Source organism: Rhodococcus sp. NPDC058639 (genome assembly GCF_042717545.1).
GTDB lineage: Bacteria > Actinomycetota > Actinomycetes > Mycobacteriales > Mycobacteriaceae > Rhodococcus.
Genome location: NZ_JBHXRF010000005.1, coordinates 277,923 through 298,399 on the forward strand (window position 1 = coordinate 277,923; position 20,477 = coordinate 298,399).

A 20,477-nucleotide genomic window follows, 5' to 3' on the forward strand; every position below is an offset into this window, starting at 1 on the left:
CGCACCACACCCCCGGGAGACATCAGACATGGGCCATTACAAGAGCAACCTCCGCGACCTCGAGTTCAATCTCTTCGAGTTCCTGCAGATTCAGAAGGTCCTCGAAACCGGTGCGTTCGGCGACCTCGACGAGGACACCTCGCGCGGCATCCTTTCCGAGGTCAAGGCGCTTGCCGAAGGTCCCGCTGCCGAGGCCTTCGCGGAAACCGACCGCACTCCTCCGATCTTCGACCCGGAGACCCACTCGGTGTCCATCCCCGAGGGCTTCAAGAAGGCGTTCCGGGCGTGGTGGGATGCCGGCTACTGGTCCATGGGCATCCCCGAGGAGCTCGGTGGCACCGAGTCGCCGCGCGCGCTCCTGTGGGCAGTCAACGAGATGATGCTCGGCGCGCAGCCCGCCGCATTCATGTATGCAGCAGGCCCCGCCTTCGCCGGCGTGCTGTTCGAGAACGGCACCGACGAGCAGAAGCAGTGGGCCGCCACCTGTGTCGAACGCGGCTGGGGCGCCACCATGGTGCTCACCGAGCCGGACGCCGGTTCCGATGTCGGCGCGGGCCGCACCAAGGCGATCAAGCAGGACGACGGCTCGTGGCACATCGAGGGCGTCAAGCGCTTCATCACCTCGGCCGACTCCGACGACCTGTTCGAGAACATCTTCCACCTCGTTCTCGCCCGCCCCGAGGGTGCCGGCCCCGGCACCAAGGGCCTGTCGCTCTTCTTCGTCCCGAAGTTCCACTTCGACTTCGAGAAGGGCGAGATGGGCGACCGCAACGGCGTGTTCGTCACCAACGTCGAGCACAAGATGGGCCTGAAGGCCTCCGCGACCTGCGAGCTCACCTTCGGTGGCCACGGCGTCCCGGCCAAGGGCTGGCTCGTCGGTGAGGTCCACAACGGCATCGCGCAGATGTTCGATGTCATCGAGCACGCTCGCATGATGGTCGGCACCAAGGCCATCGCCACCCTGTCGACCGGCTACCAGAACGCTCTGGCGTACGCCAAGGACCGCATCCAGGGCGCCGACCTGACCCAGATGTCCGACAAGACCGCCCCGCGCGTGTCGATCCTGCACCACCCCGACGTGCGCCGCTCGCTCGCGATGCAGAAGGCGTACTCCGAGGGCCTGCGCGCGGTGTACCTCTACACCGCGGCACACCAGGACGACGTTGTCGCCGAGCAGGTCTCCGGCGCCGACGCGGGCCTCGCCCACCGCATCAACGACCTGCTTCTGCCGGTCGTCAAGGGCTGTGGCTCGGAGCGGGCGTACGAGTACCTGACCGATTCGCTGCAGACCTTCGGTGGTTCCGGCTTCCTCCAGGACTACCCGATCGAGCAGTACATCCGCGACGCGAAGATCGACTCGCTGTACGAGGGCACCACCGCCATCCAGGCGCAGGACTTCTTCTTCCGCAAGATCGCCCGCGATCGCGGTGTCGCTCTCGCCCACGTGGCCGGACAGATCAAGAAGTTCCTCGAGCGCGAGAACAGCGACGACCGTCTCAAGGCGGAGCGTGCACTGCTCGCCACCGCACTCGACGACACGCAGGCCATGGTCGCGACGCTCACCCAGTTCCTCATGGGTGCGCAGGAGCAGCCGACCGAGCTGTACAAGGTCGGTCTCGGGTCTGTCCGCTTCCTCGAGTCGTTCGGTGACCTGATGATCGGCTGGCTGCTGCTCGAGCACGCCGAGATCGCGCTCACCGCGCTCGACGCCGGTGCGGACGCCAAGGACAAGGCCTTCTACGAAGGCAAGGTCGCCGCAGCGTCGTTCTTCGCCAAGAACGTTCTGCCGCAGCTGACCACGTCGCGCAACGTCATCGCCAACGTCGACCTCGACATCATGGAGCTCGACGAAGCCGCATTCTGATCCCCACGTAACACCCGGGGACACAACGTGACACGACAGTGGCTCCCGCCGATATCGGCGGGAGCCACTGTCGTCTCGTTACCGCACGGTCAGAAGACGACCACTCCTCGCAGATTCCTGCCCTCGTGCATGTCGGTGAAGCCCTGGGCGATGTCGTCGAGCTTGTAGGTGGACGTCACCAGCTCGTCGAGCATGAGCTTGCCGGAGGTGTAGAGGTCGATCATCCAGGGGATGTCGGCGGTCGGTGCGAATGCGCCGAACAACGAGCCCTGGAGTCGCTTCTGGTACAGCACCAATTCCATGGCGCTGATAGGGATCCCGAAGTCGGTCATCTTGCCGAGACCGGTCACCACACAGGTACCGGCCTTCCGGATCGACGAGAACGCCTCCGCGATGTGCTCGCCGGTTGTCACGCCCACCGTGACGATCGCGGCATCGGCGCCCTGCCCGTTGGTGTACGAACGCGCGATCTCGGTGGCCTCCGCCATACCCGCGACGGCATGGGTCGCACCGAAGCGCAGGGCACTCTCGCGCTTGAACTCCACGGGGTCGACGGCGATGATGTGGGCCGCGCCGGCGTGCGCGGCTCCCTGCACGGCGTTGATGCCGATTCCGCCGATTCCCTGCACGATGACGGTCTGCCCGGGATACACCTCCGCGGAGTTGACCGCCGCACCCCATCCGGTGCCGACACCGCAGCCGAGCAGGCACAGCTTGTCGAGTGGGAGATCCTTGTCGACCTTGATCGCAGAATCGACGCTGACGGTGGTGTATTCGCTGAATGTGGACAGCCCGCATGTCTGTGCGACCTCGACGCCGTCGAGGCTCAGCCGGAAGCTCGCCGGATCGTCGGGACGGCTGCCGGTCATGATCGCCGCACCTCGATCGCACAGGTTCTGGAGGCCTTTCGCGCACCACCGGCACCGTCCGCACGCAGCCAGGAACGAGAACACCACATGGTCGCCCTCGCTCCATCCCGTGGTTCCGGGTCCGACCTGCACCACGACACCGGCACCCTCGTGGCCACCGCAGATGGGGTAACTGCCGACCGCGTGGTCACCGGTGGCGATGTGGTCGTCGGAATGACACAGCCCGGCGGCCACCATCCGGACCATCAGTTCGCCGTGGCGCGGTTCGTCCAACTCGAGGTCGGCGATCTCGTAGGTACCGGGTGCTGAGCGAATAATCGCGCCGCGGGTCTTCATCAGGTGTTCTCCTCGGGTTGGGGGGCGAGCGTGGGGTAACCGGTCGTCAGGGGGTGACCTGAGCCGCCATCGCGGCGCGGTATCCCTCGCCGTACGGCGGCAACATTCCCCACTCGCGGCGCGGATCGTGTTTCGGTGACTCGAAAATTGTTCGGGCGTGGCTGAATTCGAGGAATCCTTCGCGACCGTTGTAGTGCCCCATCCCGGATTCACCGATACCGCCGAACGGCGCGTCGAGCATCCCCGCGTGCATCATCACGTCGTTGATCGTGACGCCGCCGGACGTGGTGCCGTCGACGACGGTGCGCTGCTCGTCGGCGTCCCTCCCGAAGTAGTACAGCGCCAAGGGCTTCGGTCCGGAATTGATCGTGTCGAGGACGTGCGCGAGATCGTCGTACGTCCGCACCACCAGGGCGGGTCCGAAGATCTCTTCCCGCGAGATCGCCGCAGACTCGGGCGGGTCGAGCACCAGGCGCAGCGGCCGGCGGCGCTCACCGGTGCTGATCGGCTCGTCCGGAGCAACCTCGATACGAGCGCCCAATTCTGCTGCCTCGCTGATGTATCCGTCGATCCGTGCGGCATGCCGGTCGGTGACGATCGCGATCGCGTCCGCATTTCCGGCCACCGTGGGCAGCAACTCCGCGTACGACCGGGTTACCGACGAAACAAACGACTCCAGGAATTCGGCGGGCACGTACACGGTGTCGGCGTTGACGCAGAGCTGACCTCCGTTGGTGGCCTTGGCGACCGCGATGCGGAACGCCGCCGTGTCGAGGTCGGCGGAGCGCCCGATGATCACCGGCGATTTCCCGCCCAGTTCCAGGGTCACCGGGACGAGATTGCGGGCGGCGTTCTCGAGCACCGAGCGACCGGCGGCCACACCACCGGTGAACACGATGTGGTCGAAGGGCAGCGATGTGAGGGACCGCGCGATGTCCGGGCCACCGGTGACGACCGCGACGTCGACGGGATCGAGGAACTCGGCGGCCGCCTCGGCCAGCACCTGCGCGGTGCGCGGGACCACCTCGGACGGCTTGAGCACCGCACGGTTGCCGGCAGCCAGGACACCGGCGAGAGGGCTCATCAGCGTGTAGACGGGAGCGTTCCACGTTCCGATGATCGCGACCGAACCCTTGGGTTGGAAGTGGATCGCGGCGGTGGCACCGAGTTGGTCGTAGGGCGCGAACACCGTCCGCTGCTCCGGCTGCATCCAGCCGTCGAGGTGATCGCGCGCGTATTTCAGCGCGGTCACCGAGCCGAGCACGTCGTTGACGGTCGTGTAGCCCGGATGACGTCCACCGAAGTCGGCGTCGATCGCCGCGACGAGTTCGTCGCAGCGGGCGACGAGCATGTCGATCACCCGCTGGATGCGGGCCCGGCGTTCCGCCGGAGAACTCGTCCGACGGGAACGGAACTCGGCCTGCTGATCTGCGAGAAGCTCGCCGGCCGAAGACTCCGCGCTGATGTGTGTGGTCATACCGCCGAGGCTATGAGCGGCGTCACACTCCTCGACGTGGGATCTCGCTCAGCGAGACCGGACGAATCTCAGTTCTCGGGTGCAGTCACGGACTCGGGCTGTCTCCGCGCCGGCGCCGCTTCCGGGTTCGCGATCGGCTCGGCCGCATCGGAGACAGTGCCCTCCGCGGGCGCCTGCGCGGGTGCTTCTCCCGCCGGAGCGCTCGCGGGCGTCGACGACGCCGGTGTCGGCTCCGGGCTCGCCGGAGCGGGTGCGTCGCCCCCTGTGCCCTGATCACCTTCGGAGTCCGCACCGTCCTTGTCGTCGGGCTCGACGCACTTGACGATCGGCACCGGGTCGTAGCGCACCGTGCGCGTCGTGTTCGAAATCTGCGCACCCGTCCTTGCGTCGGTCACGACGCGAGTGTCGGAGACGGTGAATCCCTGGGCTCCGCTCGACGCGATGCAGCCGGGGCCGGCAGGCAGCGTGATGGTGTTCGGCGTGGTGAAGTTCGTCCGCTCGCCCGTGATCGACTGCACGTCCACGGTCTTGGTTCCCCAGAAACGCACCGTGACGTCGGAACTGGTGGTGATCGTCTGGATGAGCACGCCCGTCTCGAACGGATTGCGGAACTGCAGGTCGATCGCACCCTCGAAGACGGTGGCCTCACGAGCGGCGGGGTACCGGGAGATGTAGTAGCTGTGCTCGGTGTGGGCCACGTCCTCCATGCCCGCGAAGTAGGACGCGTTGTAGAGCGTCGTCGCGAGCTGGCTGATGCCGCCGCCGACTGCTTTGCCGGGGCGTCCCGCCTCGATGATGCCCGACTCGACGTAGCCTTCGGCCGCGCCGCGGGGCCCGGTGTACCCGTTGAGGGAGAAGGTCTCCCCCGGCTTCACGACCGCACCGTTGATCTCTGCGGCGGCCAGACGGATGTTGACACCGGACGCGTATTCGAAACCGCCGGTCGTGTACTCCCCGATGACTTCGTTGATGCCCAACTTCTCGGCTGCCTCGGTGGTGAGCGCGGGGTCCACGGGCTGGTAGACCGCCTCGACGACCCGGTCGTCGGTGATTGCGAGCAGTTCCGGGAACGTTTCGAGCGTCTTCGTCCAGTCGACGAGTTCGCCCTTCACACCGGGCACCACCGCGGGACGTCCACCCTGGATCTCGATCCGGGCGTCGCGGGGCTCGGTTTCCGTCGGCCGGAGCTGGGGAGCGAGAATCTCGACGGCCGCCTCGGGGTGGTATTCGGGCGTCAATCCGCCTTTACCGTCCGGCACGAACGACAGCACCGCACCGATCTGGTCGCGAGCGAGGGTCGCCGTCGTCCCGTCTTTGCCGCGCACGACGAGGTCGGCGGAGACCGCCGGAACCGCGATGTCGGCGAGTGCGCGATCCAGGCCTTCACGCGTGACCGTGACATCGACCTGCTCGACGGGCAGCGACACTTCACCGAATGCCCAACGCTCGACGAACACGTCGGATGCGACAGCGACATCTACCTGCTGACCGGGCTGCGGGGTGACTGGGACGGGGGTGCCGCCCTCGAACACGATGTTGCCCTCGCGCGGGGAATACGCGGCGGCCGCCGTGAACTCGTCGATGGCAACGGCGAGCGTTGCGTCGTCTCGGGTGGAGACGACACCGATCTCCTCGTTGCCGAAGAAGGAGGCCAGTCTCGTGAAGGGGTTCAGGGGCTGGGATCCGACGCGGTCGAGCGTCGCGTCCCAGTCGATACCGATCCCTGCCTGAGCGGGCACGATTTCACCGCTCGTCTCTCCGGCGACAACCGGGACCGGCTCGTCGAGGCGCTCGCTGAGCACCTGACGCAGGTGCGCTTCCGCCTCGTCGAGCGACTCTCCGCCGATCTCGATGCCGGCAACGGTGACGCCGCGCGGCACCTTGCCGGAACTGACTGCGAGGTCTGCGACGTACAGCACGGCGAGCAGGGCGACGACTCCGCCGACGACGAGCGCGACCGTTCGCTTCGGCACGCCCGACCACCAGGAGCCCGATCCGTCGCCCGACGACCCGGAGTTGCCACCGGGCGGAGGCGCGACCGGGGGCGGTGACCCCGGCGGCGGAGTAGGAGGCGACGCCGGGGGCTGCGCGTTGCGGGAATCCGGAGCCGAAGAGGGCAGTGGTGTGCTTCCGGCGGGCTTCGGGGCCGAGGCATCCGACGAGCGGATACGGGCGGTGGACGCGTCTCCGCGACCGTCTTGCGTCACCACCGGAATCACCGCGGTGGTCGCTTCGGACGGATGTGTCTCGGGGCGCGGTGTCTCGGGGCGCGGTGTCTCGGGGCGCGGTGTCTCGGGGCGCGGTGTCTCGGGGCGCGGTGTCTCGGGGCGCGGTGTCTCGGGGCGCGGTGCCTCGGGCCGTGCGGTCTCGAGTTTTGGCGTCTCGGACTGCGGCGTCCCGGACTGCGGCGTCCCTGACTGGGGCGTCCCTGACTGGGGCGTCGCGGGCTCCTGCGGCTCGGTGCCGGTATCGGCAGGCTCTTCACGGGGGGTCTCGGGGATCTGCGGCGCCGAAAAAGCAGCGAACTGCTCGGTCGGAGCCGACGAGCTGTCTGCCTCGGCTGCCGACGAACCCCGCGAATCGGGCTCGACCGGTCGAACGTCGTCGTTCTCGTGTTCGGAGCCGTCGGTCCCGTGTGTGCCGCTCACCCAAATCCCTTCACCAACTGGGCGCGCCGGGGACGGAACCCCTTGCGCCGGTTACCACACCCAGAGTAGTTCCCCGGTTTCATCGTGCTGCGGCCGGAATGCAGAAACCCCGTGTTGCTACCAGGTCGGGGGTCAGGCAGCAACACGGGGTCGACCGGTCTATCGCTGTGCTCGCCGGGGCGTTACAGGCCTACCGGATTTTTTTGTTCGGTGTCGTCTATGCCTCGAGAATTGCGGTCACGCCCTGGCCGCCGGCCGCACAGATGGAGATGAGGCCGCGGACCGGCCGCCCGGTCTCCTGCTTCTTTTCGTGCAGCATCTTGGCGAGCGCCGCCACGATGCGCCCGCCGGTCGCCGCGAACGGATGCCCGGCCGCGAGCGAAGAACCGTTGACGTTGAGCTTGCTGCGGTCGATCGATCCCAGCGGTGCGTCGAGTCCGAGCTTGCCCTTGCAGTAATCCTCCGACTCGAACGCCTGCAGCGTGGCGAGGACCACGGACGCGAATGCCTCGTGGATCTCGTAGAAGTCGAAATCCTGCAACGTCAGCCCGTTGCGCTGCAGCAGACGCGGAATCGCGTAGGTGGGGGCCATAAGCAGGCCGTCGCCGCCGTGGATGTAGTCGACCGCGGCCGTCTCGGAGTCCACCAGGTACGCGAGGACCGGAAGCTTCCGTTCCGCCGCCCACTCCTCGCTGGACAGAAGCGCCGCGGAGGCGCCGTCGGTGAGAGGAGTGGAGTTGCCCGCCGTCATGGTGGCGTCGCCGAGCTTCTTCCCGAACACAGGCCTGAGCGTCGACAGCTTCTCGACCGACGAATCGGGCCGCAGATTGTCGTCGCGGGTGAGGCCGAGGAACGGGGTGACGAGATCGTCGAAGAACCCGCGATCGTAGGCCGCGGCCATGTTGCGGTGGCTCGCGACGGCCAGTTCGTCCTGATCCTCGCGCCGGATCCCGAATTCCTTGGCGGTGATCGCGGCGTGCTCGCCCATCGACAGACCGGTGCGGGGTTCGCCGTTGCGGGGGATCTCGATGCCGAGCATCGACGGGCGTACGTTGCCGAGCAGCTTGGCGCGGGCTCCGGTGCCGCGTGCCCGGTTCAGCGAGAGCAGGAATTCGCGGAGTTCGTTGCTCACCGCGATGGGTGCGTCGGAGGTGGTGTCGACGCCACCGCCGATGCCGGCCTCGATGCGGCCGGCTGCAATTGCGTCTCCCACCGAGATGATCGACTGAAGGCCCGTGCCGCAGGCCTGCTGGAGGTCCCATGCGGGCGTGTACGGGCTGAGTGCGCTGCCCAGGACCGACTCCCGGACGAGGTTGAAGTCTCGGCTGTGTTTGAGAACGGCGCCACCGACGACCGCGCCGAGGCGTTCGCCCTGGAGGTTGAAGCGACCGACGAGACCGTCGAGTGTCGCGGTGAACATGTCCTGGTTCGATGCGCGCGCGTACTTGCGGTCGGACCGTGCGAACGGGATCCGGTTGCCCCCGAGGACGGCGACACGGCGCTGTTGCGTGGAACGGGCTTTGGTGGTCACTGGTGTCTCCCGGATTCAGATGGACTCGAATTCTGGTTACTATTCTTACTCACGGGTAAGTTTGTTGTCGACCACTGCATCGACGACCGAAAAGAAGAAGGTGGAACCGTGGCAGAAGCCAAGGGCGCTCCCAAGCTCTACGCCCAGCTCATCTCGTCCGCACCCGGATCTTTCCTCGCCAAGCAGTTCGGCCTGCCGCAGCCGGAGAAGCTCAGGCGTTACCAGCCCGGCGAACCCGCACTCCCCGGGCCGCTCCTCATCGGCGGCAACGGCCGGCTGATCGAGCCGATCCGGTCGCTGCTGAGTGACTACCCGATCGCCGACCCCGCCGACACGTCGTTCGGCGGACTCGTCTTCGACGCTACGGGCATCACCGACGCCGCGGGCCTCGAACAGCTCTTCACCTTCTTCCAGCCCGCGATCCGCAACGTGGCCCCGAGCGGTCGCGTCGTCGTTCTCGGCACCACGCCCGAGGACGCTTCGTCGGTGGACGAACGCATCGCGCAGCGCGCGCTCGAAGGATTCACCCGCAGCCTCGCGAAAGAGCTTCGCCGCGGCGCGACCGCTCAGCTCGTCTATGTCTCGCCGAAGGCGTCGACCGGACTGTCCGGCGCCGAATCGACTCTGCGTTTCCTGCTCTCGGCGAAATCTGCCTTCGTCGACGGTCAGGTGATCCGCATCGGCGAAGGTGACGCAACCGCTCCGGCGTCGTGGGACAAGCCCCTCGCCGGAAAGGTCGCCGTCGTCACCGGCGCGGCGCGCGGCATCGGCGCCACCATCGCGGAGGTCCTTGCGCGCGACGGCGCCACGGTCGTCGCGGCAGACGTCCCCGCGGCCGGGGAAGCGCTCGCGCAGACCGCCAACAAGGTCGGCGGCACGGCTCTCGCACTCGACGTAACCGCGCCCGACGCAGGCGACAAGCTCGCGGCGCACCTTCTCGAACGCCACGGTGGAGCGGACATCATCGTGCACAACGCGGGCATCACCCGCGACAAGCTGCTCGCGAACATGGACGACGCCCGGTGGAACGCCGTCATCGGCGTGAATCTGGTTGCACCCCAGAAGATCACCGACGTCCTTGTCGAGAAGGGCGCACTCAAGGAGGGTGGCCGCGTCGTGGATGTCTCCTCGATCGCGGGGATCGCCGGCAACCGTGGCCAGACCAACTACGGTGCATCCAAGGCCGGGGTCATCGGCCTGGTCCAGGCCACCGCTCCGGTCCTCGCAGAGAAGAACATCACGATCAACGCCGTCGCCCCGGGCTTCATCGAGACCGCGATGACCGCGGCCATCCCGGTCGCGACCCGCGAAGGCGGACGACTGATGAGTTCGTTGCAGCAGGGTGGCGAGACGGTCGACGTCGCGGAAACCGTGGCGTGGTTCGCGAGCCCCGCGTCGAGCGCCGTGACCGGCCAGGTCGTCCGCGTGTGCGGTCAGTCCATGCTGGGGGCCTGATGGCGGTCATCGAACTCGATTCGAGCCCTTCGATTCTCGGCGTCTACGGCCGGGCCGTGCTGTCAGCACTTCCGGTCGTGGGAGCCAAGGGCGACACGCTGCCCGACGACACGCTCGTCCTGCGTGGACTGCGGGTGGATCCGGACAACCTCGCCGAGTACACGAAGGTGTGCGGGCTGACGTTCGGCGACACCCTGCCGCTCACCTACCCGTTCATGCTCACCTTCCCGGTCGTCATGAAACTCATGGTGTCCAAAGGGTTTCCGTTCGCAGCCGTCGGCTCGGTACACGCCGAGAACGTGATCGAACAGTACCGGCCCATCTCCGTCACCGAGCCGCTCGATGTGCGGGTACATGCGGAGAACATGCGCGAACACCGCAAGGGCCTGCTGGTCGACGTGGTGAGCGAGGTCGCGGTCGGCAGGGAACCGGTGTGGCGCCAGACCTCCACGTTCCTTCATCAGCAACGGACTTCACTGTCGGGGCAGCCCAAGCAGGACCCACCGGAGGAGCAGATTCCGCCGGTCCCGACTTCCACGTTGAGGGTGGATCAGAAGGTCATCTCCCGGTATGCTGCGGTATCCGGAGACCGGAATCCGATTCACGTTTCGACCCTGGGCGCCAAGGCCTTCGGTTTCCCGAAGACCATCGCCCACGGAATGTGGAGTGCGGCGGCAGCACTACGCGCCGTCGAGGGCAAGGTCCCCGGGGCAGTGACCTACGCGGTGAAATTCGGTAAACCGGTACTTCTTCCGGCAACCGTGAATCTCTACGCGCGGCGCGACGCCGACGGCTGGGATATCGCGCTTCGCCATCCGAAGAAGCTCTACCCGCACCTCACCGCGACACTGCGCTGACAATCGGAGGGCAGGTTCCGGGACGCGATGGGGGCGTCCCGGCACCTGTCCTTCGACGTCCGGCGGTGTTTCAGCCCGGCGGATCCGAGCGTTTTCTGCCTGCGAGACCGCGCCATGCCAGGTTGTCGAGGAGTTCGGCGGCCTTCTCGACGTCGATCTCGCCGCCCGCGATCCGGTCGGCGACCGCTTCTCCCGCACCGACCAGCGCGACAGCCATGATCGTGAAGTCCGTCCCCGGTTCGGGGTCCCGGGTGCTCGATTCGAGCAGATGTGCGGTGAGTTCGATGAGCCGATCCCGGCTGCCCCTCACCTGTCCGGCGAAGACCTGCTGCGCAAGCGCCTGGCGGTAGAGCACCATCCACGAACTGCGGTGCTGGTCGACGAAGCCGAGGAACGACTCGAGCGCGACCCGCAGTTGCTCACGCGGCGACAGCGACGGATCGCCGGCCGGGGTGAGCGCTTCGACGAAACGCTGCCCCTCACGGCTGATGCACGCCGCGAACAACTCGTCCTTCGAGCCGTAATAGAGGTAGAGCATCGGCTTCGAGATCGATGCCCGCGCTGCGATCGCATCCATGGACGTGTCGTGGAAACCGTTCTCGGAGAAAACGTCCACCGCGGCATCGAGCATCTGCTGCTCCCGTACCGCTCGCGGCAATCGCTTGGTTCCGCCGGCCATGGACCTTCTCCACCTCCTCGAATCGGTTTCTTACTCTACGGTAAGGAAGTCTGTGCACAGGCGCGAACATGCGTATCAGCAGTCCAGGGCGCCCTTCGCCCGAGCGACCGTACGGACGGCGTCGTCCACCCGGGACTGCGGCAGTTCACCCGACGCCACAGCGCCCTCGAGGTGGTCGAGGACCTCGGGGACCTCGTCCGTGGTCAGCCACAACGCCTGGTCGACGCCGGCCACCAGCGCAGCCTCGACCGCTTCGGTGATGCCGTAGGTATCGGTGATCGCCCGCATTCCCGACAGATCGTCGGTGAAGATCACCCCGTCGAACTCGGGTGCTCCGTACGAGCCCGACCGCAGCAGTTCCACCGCTTCCGGGCTGATACTGGCCGGCAACCCGCCGGTCAGGCCCGGAACATCGAGGTGCCCGAGCATGACTGCGACATCGGGCGAGACCAGTGCGCGGTACGGCACGAGATCGCTCTGCTCCAGCTGCTCGAGCGGCGGAGCAGTGACAGCACCGGTGTGCGAATCCCCCGACGCCGACCCGTGCCCCGGGAAGTGCTTGAGCACCGGCATGATGCCCGCATCGCGGAGACCCTGTGCGTAGGCGCCGGCGTATTCGACGACCACCTGCGGGTCGGACGAATACGAACGATCGCCGATGACCGAGTCGTCGGGCTGGCTGCTCACGTCGACGTCGGGAGCGAAATTGACGGTGATACCGAGTTCGCGCAACTCCCGTCCACGCTCGAGGGCCATCTGATAGGTCTGCTCGACCGTCATGGTCTCGGCGGTGACGCGCGCCGACGGATCGGGGCCCAGCAGCGCCCCGACACGCGACACCCGTCCGCCCTCCTCGTCGATGGTGACCATCAACGGCAGCGTGCTCTGCGCCGCGACACCCTGAACCTGCCGTTCGGCGAGCATTGCGGGGTCGGTCCAGCTACCGATGAAAATGCCGCCGATCTGTTCGGACTGCACGGCCGCAAGCGCGTCGTCCGCTCCGGTGACTCCCACATTGAGCAACTGCGCGAGCTTCTGCCTGCCCGTGAGCGAGGCGAGCAGATCGTCGCCACACGCCGGTGGCGCTGTCGGCAGGGTCTCCGTGGACGAGGTGGCCGTCCTCGACTCGGACGTCGCGGTGTCATCCGCTCCGGTGGTGGTCGAAACATCGGAGGTGTCGTTCGCGCCGCATCCCGCGGCTGCGAGTGCAGCGGTGAGAACGACGGCGAGCGTGTGGCGGGTCCGCATCGTTCCGACGGTAGCGGACCGCCGCGACGAACCCTCCCGCAGCCGGTCGTCGCACGCTAAGGTGCACCCGAGCATTCGTGCCGCATCCCGCAGTCGTAGAGGCCTTCCCGGGCAGACCCGGACTCACTCGACCCCGTATCACTCGACACAGGAGGTGCCCGGTGGCCGCAGATCTGATCCTGATCGCCTACGACGGGTCCGAAAACTCCAAGCGCGCCGTGCAGTACGCGGGGCGGTTCCTCGAGTCGTGCCGAGCGGTGGTCGTCACAGCCTGGGAGCCGATGGTGCGGCAGGCGGCGCGCATGTCGGGACTCTCCGGCGTCATGCAACCGGAATGGGTTCCGGACGAGGACCGTGAGGACATCGCGCTGACCGATGCGAAGGTCACCAACGACGAAGGACTCGCACTCGCCAACTCCCTCGGGCTGCAGGCCGAGGGTCGCACCGTCGAGGTGGTCAACGCCGTGTGGGCGGCCATCGTCGAAGCGGCGGACGAACTCGACGTCGACATCATCGTCGCCGGCACGCGTGGCACCACGGGCCTGCGCTCGCTGCTGCAGTCCTCGGTGGCCGACCACGTCCTGCGCCACAGTCACCGTCCCGTGCTGATCGTGCCACCTGGACGCTGAGCGCGGCGCGCGCAGGAATATCGTCGAATCACCATGGACGGTTTTCTGCTTTCCCGCGCCGATCGCACCGTGCACGCCACCGGCACGCGTCGTCTCTTCGACGATGTCGCCTCCGCGTCTCGTGCCCTGCACCGCGGAGACGCCGACATCGTCGTCGGCGCCCTGCCGTTCGATCCGACACGACCGGTCGCGCTGGCCCAACCGGAACACACCGCCGTCACCGACGGACCGTGGGCCGCGCCGGACGACCTCCCCGACCTTCCGGACGTCTACCGGACGACCGAGCTTCCGCTGCCGCGCGTGCACGTCGCGCGGGTCCGCGCACTGGTGGAACGGCTCGAACTCGGCGAATTCGACAAGGTCGTCGCCGCCAGGAAGGTCGCACTCGAGGCCGACGCACCCATCGACCCGCTCACCCTCGCCGCCCGCATGATCGAGCGGCATCCCGACGCGGCGACGTTCGCGGTCGATCTCAGTGCGGCCGGGGAACGATTCTGGGGACACACCCTGGTCGGCGCGAGCCCCGAACTGCTCGTCAGCCGCCGAGGGGACACCGTCACGTGCCGGCCGCTCGCCGGGACGGCAGCGCGGCGCGACGACCCCGACGACGACCGCCGCGCCGGTAAGGAACTGCTGGGGTCGGCGAAGAACCTGGCCGAGCACGGGTACGTCGTCGAGTGGATCCGTGCCCGTCTCGCGCCGCTGTGCCGCGACCTGCAGATTCCCGAAACCCCCGAGCTCACCTCCACGCCGGATGTGTGGCACCTCGCCACCCCGATCACCGGGACACTGCGCGACCCGGAGACGGACGCTCTCACCCTCGCGGCCGCACTGCACCCCACCCCCGCCGTGGCCGGTACGCCCACCGAAGCGGCCATGGACGCCATCGCGCGGGTCGAGGGCGACCGCAGATTCTACGGCGGCACGGTCGGCTGGTGCGACGCCGACGGTGACGGCGACTGGTTCGTCGCGATCCGCTGCGCCGAGCTGAGTTCGGACTGCCGGCGGGCGGTCGCGTGGGCAGGGGGAGGGATCGTCGCCGATTCCGATCCGCACGCGGAACTCGACGAAACCACCGCGAAACTGCGCACGCTGCTGGGTTCGCTCGGGGTCTAGGTCCTTCTCCGGGTGCAGGCGGTCGGACATCGCACGCCGGGGTGATAGTTTGGCGCGAGCAATATGACATGCGTTACGAACGATGGGGAGATTGGTATGGCGAAGTTCCTGGGTCCGGGCCTGGGCAGCGCGGTAATCGGTGCTGTTCTCGGCGTCGTCGCGGTGTTCGGAGTAACTGCCGCAGTGCAGGAGAACACGCGTCCCCAGATCGACCGCACCGGAAACGCCGAATCCTCCCTCCTGAACCAGGTTGAGTACGGCAGCCGCTGACGGCTCCGGCAACGCTTCGAGTTCACTCACGTACCGAGGCGCGACGGACACTCCGTCCGCCGAACCCCTGTCCCGCCGGTGGCTGTTCGGCGCCACCGTGGTGGCAGTGCTGTTGTCGTTCGCTCAGGTTCCAGGCCTGGTCGTCGCCGACACGAAGTACGACCTGACACAGAATCCTCTCGGATTTCTCGCGCGCGCCGCTCACCAGTGGAGTAGCACCGCACCGCTGGGACAGGTACAAAACCAGGCGTACGGCTATTTCTTTCCTCACGGCACGTTCTTCGCCGCCGGGCAGTTGCTGCACATCCCGCCGTGGATCACGCAGCGTGCCTGGTGGGCGGTGCTGCTTGTCGTCGGGTTCTGGGGAATCGTGCGGCTTGCCGAGGCCCTCGGAGTCGGGAACCGCGGTTCCCGCGTTGTCGCGGCGGCCGTGTTCGTTCTCTCCCCCCGCGTCCTGACCACGCTCGGATCCATCTCGTCCGAAGCGCATCCGATGATGCTCGCCCCGTGGGTGCTCCTGCCGGTGGTGCGGTATCTGAGCACTCGGTACGTGGGCTCACCGCGCAGGCTCGCGGCGCAATCGGCGGCGGCGGTCGCGCTCATGGGCGCGATCAACGCCGTCGCGACGGCCGCTGCATGCCTGATCGCAGCGTTGTGGTGGGCCGCGCACAAGCCGAACCGCCGATGGTGGCGGTTCACGGCATGGTGGCTACCGCTGTGCCTCGTCGCCGTGACGTGGTGGATGGTGCCGCTGCTCCTGCTCGGCCGCGTCAGCCCGCCGTTCCTCGACTTCATCGAATCGTCGGGCGTAACCACCCAGTGGACGTCGCTCGCGGAAGTCCTTCGCGGGACGAGCAGCTGGACGCCGTTCGTCTCACCCGAACGCATCGCCGGCGCCGTACTGGTCACACAGCCCGCCGCCGTGCTCGTCACCGGTGCGATCGCCGCCGCCGGACTGGCCGGGCTCGCGATGCGCTCGATGCCGGCACGTGGCCGGCTCACACTGATCCTGTTCGTCGGAATCGCGGGTCTCGGTGCCGGATACGCCGGGGAGCTCGGATCGCCGGTCGCCGATCAGGTGCGCGCATTCCTCGACTCCACAGGCGCGCCACTGCGCAACGTACACAAACTGGAACCGCTGGTGCGGCTGCCGCTCGTGCTCGGTCTCGCGCACCTGCTGCGCTGGGTTCCGCTCCCCGGTTCGGTGCCGTGGGCGCGCACCCGGACGGCATTCGCCCACCCCGAACGCAACCCGATGGTCGCGTTCGCCACGCTCATCCTTGTCGCCCTCACCCTCGCGACGTCGCTGGCGTGGACAGGCAAGCTCGCGCCGCGCGGCGCCTACGACGAGGTTCCGGACTACTGGCACGCCACCGCTGCATGGCTCGACGAGAACACCGACGAGCGCGGCGAACGTGCTCTGATCGTGCCCGGGGCACCGTTCGGCAGCCAGATCTGGGGACTGACGCGAGACGAGCCGCTGCAGGCGCTCGCAACCACGCCCTGGGCGTCGCGCGACGCCGTGCCCCTCGTCCCGCCCGGAGCGATCCGCGCCCTCGATTCGGTGCAGCGGCAGATCGCGGACGGCCGCCCTTCGCCGGGACTCGCCGCAACCTTGCGTGGCCAGGGCATCGGGTTCCTCGTGGTGCGCAACGACCTCGATCCCGAGACGTCCCCGTCCGCGCGACCCGCGCTCGTCCATCGAGCCCTCGACGAGTCGCCCGGGATCGAGCGCGTCGCCCGGTTCGGCAACGACATCGTGCCGGCGAACGCCGACGGATTCGTGACCGACGCGGACCTGCGGCCGGCATATCCCGCAGTCGAGATCTACAAGGTCGCGGCTACCGAAGCGACGCCGATCGGGCCGTACATGGTGGACGCGGCCGATGTGCCCGTCGTCCAGGGCGGTCCCGAATCGCTGCTCAACCTCCACGCGGGAGACCCGGATCTGGTCGGGCCCACGCTTCTCTCCGCCGACGCTGCCCGCGCGGGGTTGCCCGTCGACGAGGTCACCGTCACCGACACCCCGACCGACCGGGAAACAGACTACGGCCAGGTCGATCATCACTCTTCGGCGATTCGCGCCGCGGACGACCCACGACGCACCCGCAACGCCGTGCCCGACTATCCGGTGCCCGGCGCCGAACTCGTCCGTGCCGAATGGGAAGGCGCACGGATCACCGTGTCAAGCGCCGCGTCGGACGCCACGCAACTCGGGGGCACCGCAGTGGGCAGCGGGCCCGCAGCCGTCGTCGACGGAGATCCCACCACCGGCTGGCACAGCAACGGCCTCGAATCCGCCCTCGGACAGTGGTTGCAACTCGATCTCGACACCCCGGTCCACTCCGGCATGCTGCAACTGACCACCAGTTCCGGTGCGCTCGGCGATCCCGTCCGGTGGCTCGAAGTGACCACCGAGCGGGGCAGTACCGCCGTGCGGGTCGAGGAGCCCGGCCGCCCTCAGACCGTCGCGTTGCCGCTGGGCACCACGTCGTGGATCCGCATCACTTCGACCCACACCGAAAGCGGTTCGCGCGGAAACCAATTCGGGCTCGCCGAAATTGCGGTCGACGAATTCACCGACGGACGCAACCCCGAGCGCCTCGACATCCGGCGCCGCATCGTCGTTCCGGGTCCCGCGGAGGGTGTCGCGGTGCGCGGCTGGGATCTCGGACAGGAGTTCCCCGGACGCGGCAGTTGCGTCGACACTCCGGACCGGGTGCGCTGCGCGCGGGGACTCGCGACGTCGACAGAAGAACCCAACCTCTTCACGCGGACGCTCGAGGTTCCTGCCGCGACCGTCGTCGAACCGGACCTGTGGCTGCGCGTGCGCCCCGGGCCTGCACTCGACGACGTCATCGACCGCACCGATCGCGTTGTCGCCCGCGGTGACGCGGAGGTCGTGGATCTGCAGGGGTCGGCGTTCGCCGCGACCGACGGGGACCCGCGCACGTCGTGGGCGGCCGACGAACGCTCCCTCGAACCCGGCGGGCCCCGCCCGACGCTGACGCTGGACCTGCCGTCACCGCAACGGGTCACCGGCCTCGACATCGCAACGTCGCTGGGAGTGCTCCCCGTCGCGCCGCGCGCGGTCGCGGTGAACCTCGGGAACGGTCCACAGGTACGGGAGCTGAGCGAAGGCACCACCACGCTGGACCTCGCTCCGCATGTTACCGACCGGATCACGCTGACCGTTCTCCGCTGGGACGACGTCCTCGACCGCACGGTGCTGGGATTCTCGAAGCTTGCGCCTCCGGGTATCGCCGAGGTGACCGTTCGCGGTGACGACGGCCCGATCGGTGCGCAGGACCGGATCTACGACCGGGAGGTGACGGTCGGCTGCGACGACGGACCCGTGGTCACGATCGACGGGCAGCCCTACCGCACGTCGGTGACGGCAAGCGTCGCCGATCTCGCTGCCGGGGCCGAAGTTCCCGCGACGCTCTGCGATAGCGATGCGGTGAGCATGAACGCCGGTCGCGTCGACATCGACGTGTCGCCGGGAACCGCGTTCATCGTGTCCCGCCTGCAACTGACGGTGCCGGGCGCCGACACCCCGGCCGTGTCCCCGGTGGAGTCGGAGACCGGCGCCTGGTCCGCCGGCCTGCGGGAGCTGACCGTGCCCGCGAGCGACGAGGACCGGCTGGTCGTGATCCCGGAAAGCACCAACATCGGCTGGGCGGCGAGCAGCAGCACCGACGGTCTCGAACCCACCCCTGTCGTCGTCGACGGGTGGCAGCAGGGATGGATACTGCCTGCCGGACCGGACAGCACACTGACGCTCGAGTTCACGACCGACCGCTGGTACCGGCTGGGGATCTTCGGCGGCCTCGCGCTGCTGGTGCCACTGTTCGCGCTGGCCCTGTGGCCACTGTCTCGTCGGCGCGCCTCCGATCCCGGTCCCGCGCCGCGCACATGGCGGTCGCCGGTCGCCGGACTTGCCGGTGTCCTCGCCGCTGCCGTCGTCGTGGCCGGCGGTGCAGGTGCCGTCGTGGTGGTCCTCGGCGCCCTGGGGCTCGTCGCCGCGACCCGCCGGTGGGGTCGGCGGGCTGCGTCGCGTCTGCTCGTGGGAACTGCCGGCGGTGCCACCGTGCTCGCGATGGCCCTGTTGTCCACCGGGCCGTGGCGCTCACCCGACGGCTACGTCGGGCACTCGTACCTGATTCAGCTCGCGGCGCTGGTGGGGCTCGTCGCGGTGGGCCTCGCCGCCCTGCCTTTGCGAGACCGGTCCCAACGCCGGAAGACATCGCGCGCGGGTACCTCCACGAGCGCGTAACTGGCCGACGCGATCGCAATGCTGAGCACGCAGGTCACGGCCAGCACCGGCCAGAAATGCCCCTGGAAGGGCGCGATCCCGAAGACGGGGAAGATGATCGCCATCACCGCGAGATGCCAGAGGAACAAGCCGTAGGACCAGCGCCCCACCGCAAGCGCCGGCGGGCTCGCGAGGAAGCCGTGGTGGGCGCGGGGGGCAAGGACCAGCGGAGCGAGCAGCGCGAAACTCATGATCGCGCCCAGCACGATCTTGTTGCTGTACTCCCACGGTTCGAGGTCGGTGAGCGTCTTCGGTCCGGCAAGCGGTGTCGTCGCCAGACCGAATGCGACCGCTGCGACCCCCCACATCAGGTACCGGCGCTCCGCGAGTCGATGCACCCAGGTCCTGGAACCGGTCACCAGTTCGGCGAGCAACATCCCGGCAGCGAACCAGGGCAGGTACCCGGGCAGCCAATTCTCGTGGTTGATGTGCTCGGGAGTCGGCACCGGCAACCACACCCACAGCAGCGCAAGCACGCTCACCCCGAGCAGGAGCGGAATCCGGAACCGTGCGGACGGGCCCCGCAACCGGCAGACCGCGAGCGCCATCAGCGGCAACGCCGCATAGAACGCGACCTCCACCGACAGGCTCCACATCTGGGTGAGCCCCTCGGTGAGGGTGAGCGGCACGAAGACCTGCGTGAACGTCAGATTGGCCCACCACACCGTGGCTCCGCCGCCGGCACCGGGAAGCAGCCACAGCACCAGGATCACCGCGATCCAGTAGGCGGGCAGGATGCGCGTCGCGCGCGACACCAGATACCGCCGTGCAGACGGCCGCGGACCGAGATCGCGGGCCTCGGCAGCGTGCGGACGCCACAGCAGAAATCCCGACAAGGCGAAGAACAGGGCGACTGCCAGGTCCAGCCGGCCCCACACGCGTCCGAGCACCGACTCGTGCACGGCACCGGTCTGGAAGGCGACGTGGGTCACCACCACTGCGACGGATGCCAGCCCGCGCATGCCCTCCAGCGCTGGGAGAAACCCGTTCACGCCGGGGTCGGAGGCCCTTGTACTACTCATCGGCGACCAGTGTGCCCGCCCGGGCACACCCGCGTAAATGCGGGTTCGTCACGAGCCACGAGCATCCGTGCACCGCGGACTGTTAGTGTCTTGGCTCACGTGGCGTTCGCGGGTCGGATGCCAAGGCGATCCGTGCAGCCCTGCTGCCGGTGGGGGTACTC

At 68.1% G+C, this 20,477-nt stretch carries 14 protein-coding genes; 7 read left to right on the forward strand and 7 right to left on the reverse strand.

Annotation, left to right across the window (positions count from 1 at the left end):
* The first annotated feature begins 28 nt into the window (after positions 1 to 28).
* Positions 29 to 1,864, forward strand: a complete 1,836-nt coding sequence (locus tag ACFWU2_RS12050) for an acyl-CoA dehydrogenase (protein ID WP_378605858.1) — start codon at positions 29 to 31, stop codon at positions 1,862 to 1,864.
* 89 nt (positions 1,865 to 1,953) lie between these two features.
* Here ACFWU2_RS12050 and ACFWU2_RS12055 read toward each other — a convergent pair whose 3' ends face one another.
* From ACFWU2_RS12055 to ACFWU2_RS12070, 4 genes are all read right to left on the reverse strand, one after another.
* Positions 1,954 to 3,069, reverse strand: coding sequence for an NDMA-dependent alcohol dehydrogenase (locus tag ACFWU2_RS12055; RefSeq protein WP_378605861.1), 1,116 nt, complete (start codon positions 3,067 to 3,069; stop codon positions 1,954 to 1,956).
* Between the two features lie 46 nt (positions 3,070 to 3,115).
* Positions 3,116 to 4,546: an aldehyde dehydrogenase family protein gene (locus ACFWU2_RS12060; RefSeq protein WP_378605864.1), complete on the reverse strand. Its 1,431-nt coding sequence runs from the start codon at positions 4,544 to 4,546 to the stop codon at positions 3,116 to 3,118.
* 68 nt (positions 4,547 to 4,614) lie between these two features.
* Positions 4,615 to 7,194: a VanW family protein gene (locus ACFWU2_RS12065; protein WP_378605867.1), complete on the reverse strand. Its 2,580-nt coding sequence runs from the start codon at positions 7,192 to 7,194 to the stop codon at positions 4,615 to 4,617.
* A 217-nt stretch (positions 7,195 to 7,411) separates the two neighbouring features.
* The gene (locus ACFWU2_RS12070; RefSeq protein ID WP_378605870.1) at positions 7,412 to 8,725 is read right to left on the reverse strand and encodes an acetyl-CoA C-acetyltransferase; all 1,314 of its coding nucleotides are present in this window, start codon (positions 8,723 to 8,725) and stop codon (positions 7,412 to 7,414) included.
* Positions 8,726 to 8,833: 108 nt separating this feature from the next.
* On the opposite strand from ACFWU2_RS12070, the gene ACFWU2_RS12075 reads away from it, so the two are divergent.
* Positions 8,834 to 10,180, forward strand: a complete 1,347-nt coding sequence (locus tag ACFWU2_RS12075; protein WP_378605873.1) for a 3-oxoacyl-ACP reductase — start codon at positions 8,834 to 8,836, stop codon at positions 10,178 to 10,180.
* Positions 10,180 to 11,037, forward strand: a complete 858-nt coding sequence (locus tag ACFWU2_RS12080; protein ID WP_378605876.1) for a MaoC family dehydratase — start codon at positions 10,180 to 10,182, stop codon at positions 11,035 to 11,037. Before ACFWU2_RS12075 ends, ACFWU2_RS12080 begins: the two co-directional genes overlap by 1 nt.
* A gap of 70 nt (positions 11,038 to 11,107) precedes the next feature.
* On the opposite strand, the gene ACFWU2_RS12085 is transcribed toward ACFWU2_RS12080, so the two are convergent.
* Together ACFWU2_RS12085 and ACFWU2_RS12090 are read right to left on the reverse strand one after the other, a co-directional pair.
* A complete protein-coding gene (locus tag ACFWU2_RS12085) occupies positions 11,108 to 11,716 on the reverse strand; it encodes a TetR/AcrR family transcriptional regulator (RefSeq protein ID WP_378605879.1) in 609 nt (202 codons plus the stop codon).
* Positions 11,717 to 11,791: 75 nt separating this feature from the next.
* Positions 11,792 to 12,964: a glycoside hydrolase family 3 N-terminal domain-containing protein gene (locus ACFWU2_RS12090; protein ID WP_378605882.1), complete on the reverse strand. Its 1,173-nt coding sequence runs from the start codon at positions 12,962 to 12,964 to the stop codon at positions 11,792 to 11,794.
* A 161-nt stretch (positions 12,965 to 13,125) separates the two neighbouring features.
* On the opposite strand from ACFWU2_RS12090, the gene ACFWU2_RS12095 reads away from it, so the two are divergent.
* The 4 genes from ACFWU2_RS12095 to ACFWU2_RS12110 all read left to right on the forward strand — a co-directional run bounded on the left by ACFWU2_RS12095 (position 13,126) and on the right by ACFWU2_RS12110 (position 19,255).
* Positions 13,126 to 13,593, forward strand: coding sequence for a universal stress protein (locus tag ACFWU2_RS12095; RefSeq protein ID WP_169622147.1), 468 nt, complete (start codon positions 13,126 to 13,128; stop codon positions 13,591 to 13,593).
* 33 nt (positions 13,594 to 13,626) lie between these two features.
* Positions 13,627 to 14,709, forward strand: a complete 1,083-nt coding sequence (locus ACFWU2_RS12100; protein WP_378605886.1) for an isochorismate synthase MenF — start codon at positions 13,627 to 13,629, stop codon at positions 14,707 to 14,709.
* A 96-nt stretch (positions 14,710 to 14,805) separates the two neighbouring features.
* On the forward strand, positions 14,806 to 14,979 hold the full coding sequence (locus tag ACFWU2_RS12105) for a DUF2613 domain-containing protein (RefSeq protein ID WP_378605889.1): 174 nt from the start codon (positions 14,806 to 14,808) through the stop codon (positions 14,977 to 14,979).
* The gene (locus tag ACFWU2_RS12110; RefSeq protein WP_378605892.1) at positions 14,960 to 19,255 is read left to right on the forward strand and encodes an alpha-(1->3)-arabinofuranosyltransferase family protein; all 4,296 of its coding nucleotides are present in this window, start codon (positions 14,960 to 14,962) and stop codon (positions 19,253 to 19,255) included. Before ACFWU2_RS12105 ends, ACFWU2_RS12110 begins: the two co-directional genes overlap by 20 nt.
* Here the strand turns inward: ACFWU2_RS12110 and ACFWU2_RS12115 are convergent.
* Complete coding sequence (locus ACFWU2_RS12115; protein ID WP_378605896.1) at positions 19,144 to 20,316, reverse strand: acyltransferase family protein; 1,173 nt, start codon at positions 20,314 to 20,316, stop codon at positions 19,144 to 19,146. The genes ACFWU2_RS12110 and ACFWU2_RS12115 overlap by 112 nt on opposite strands.
* Between the last annotated feature and the right edge of the window lie 161 nt (positions 20,317 to 20,477).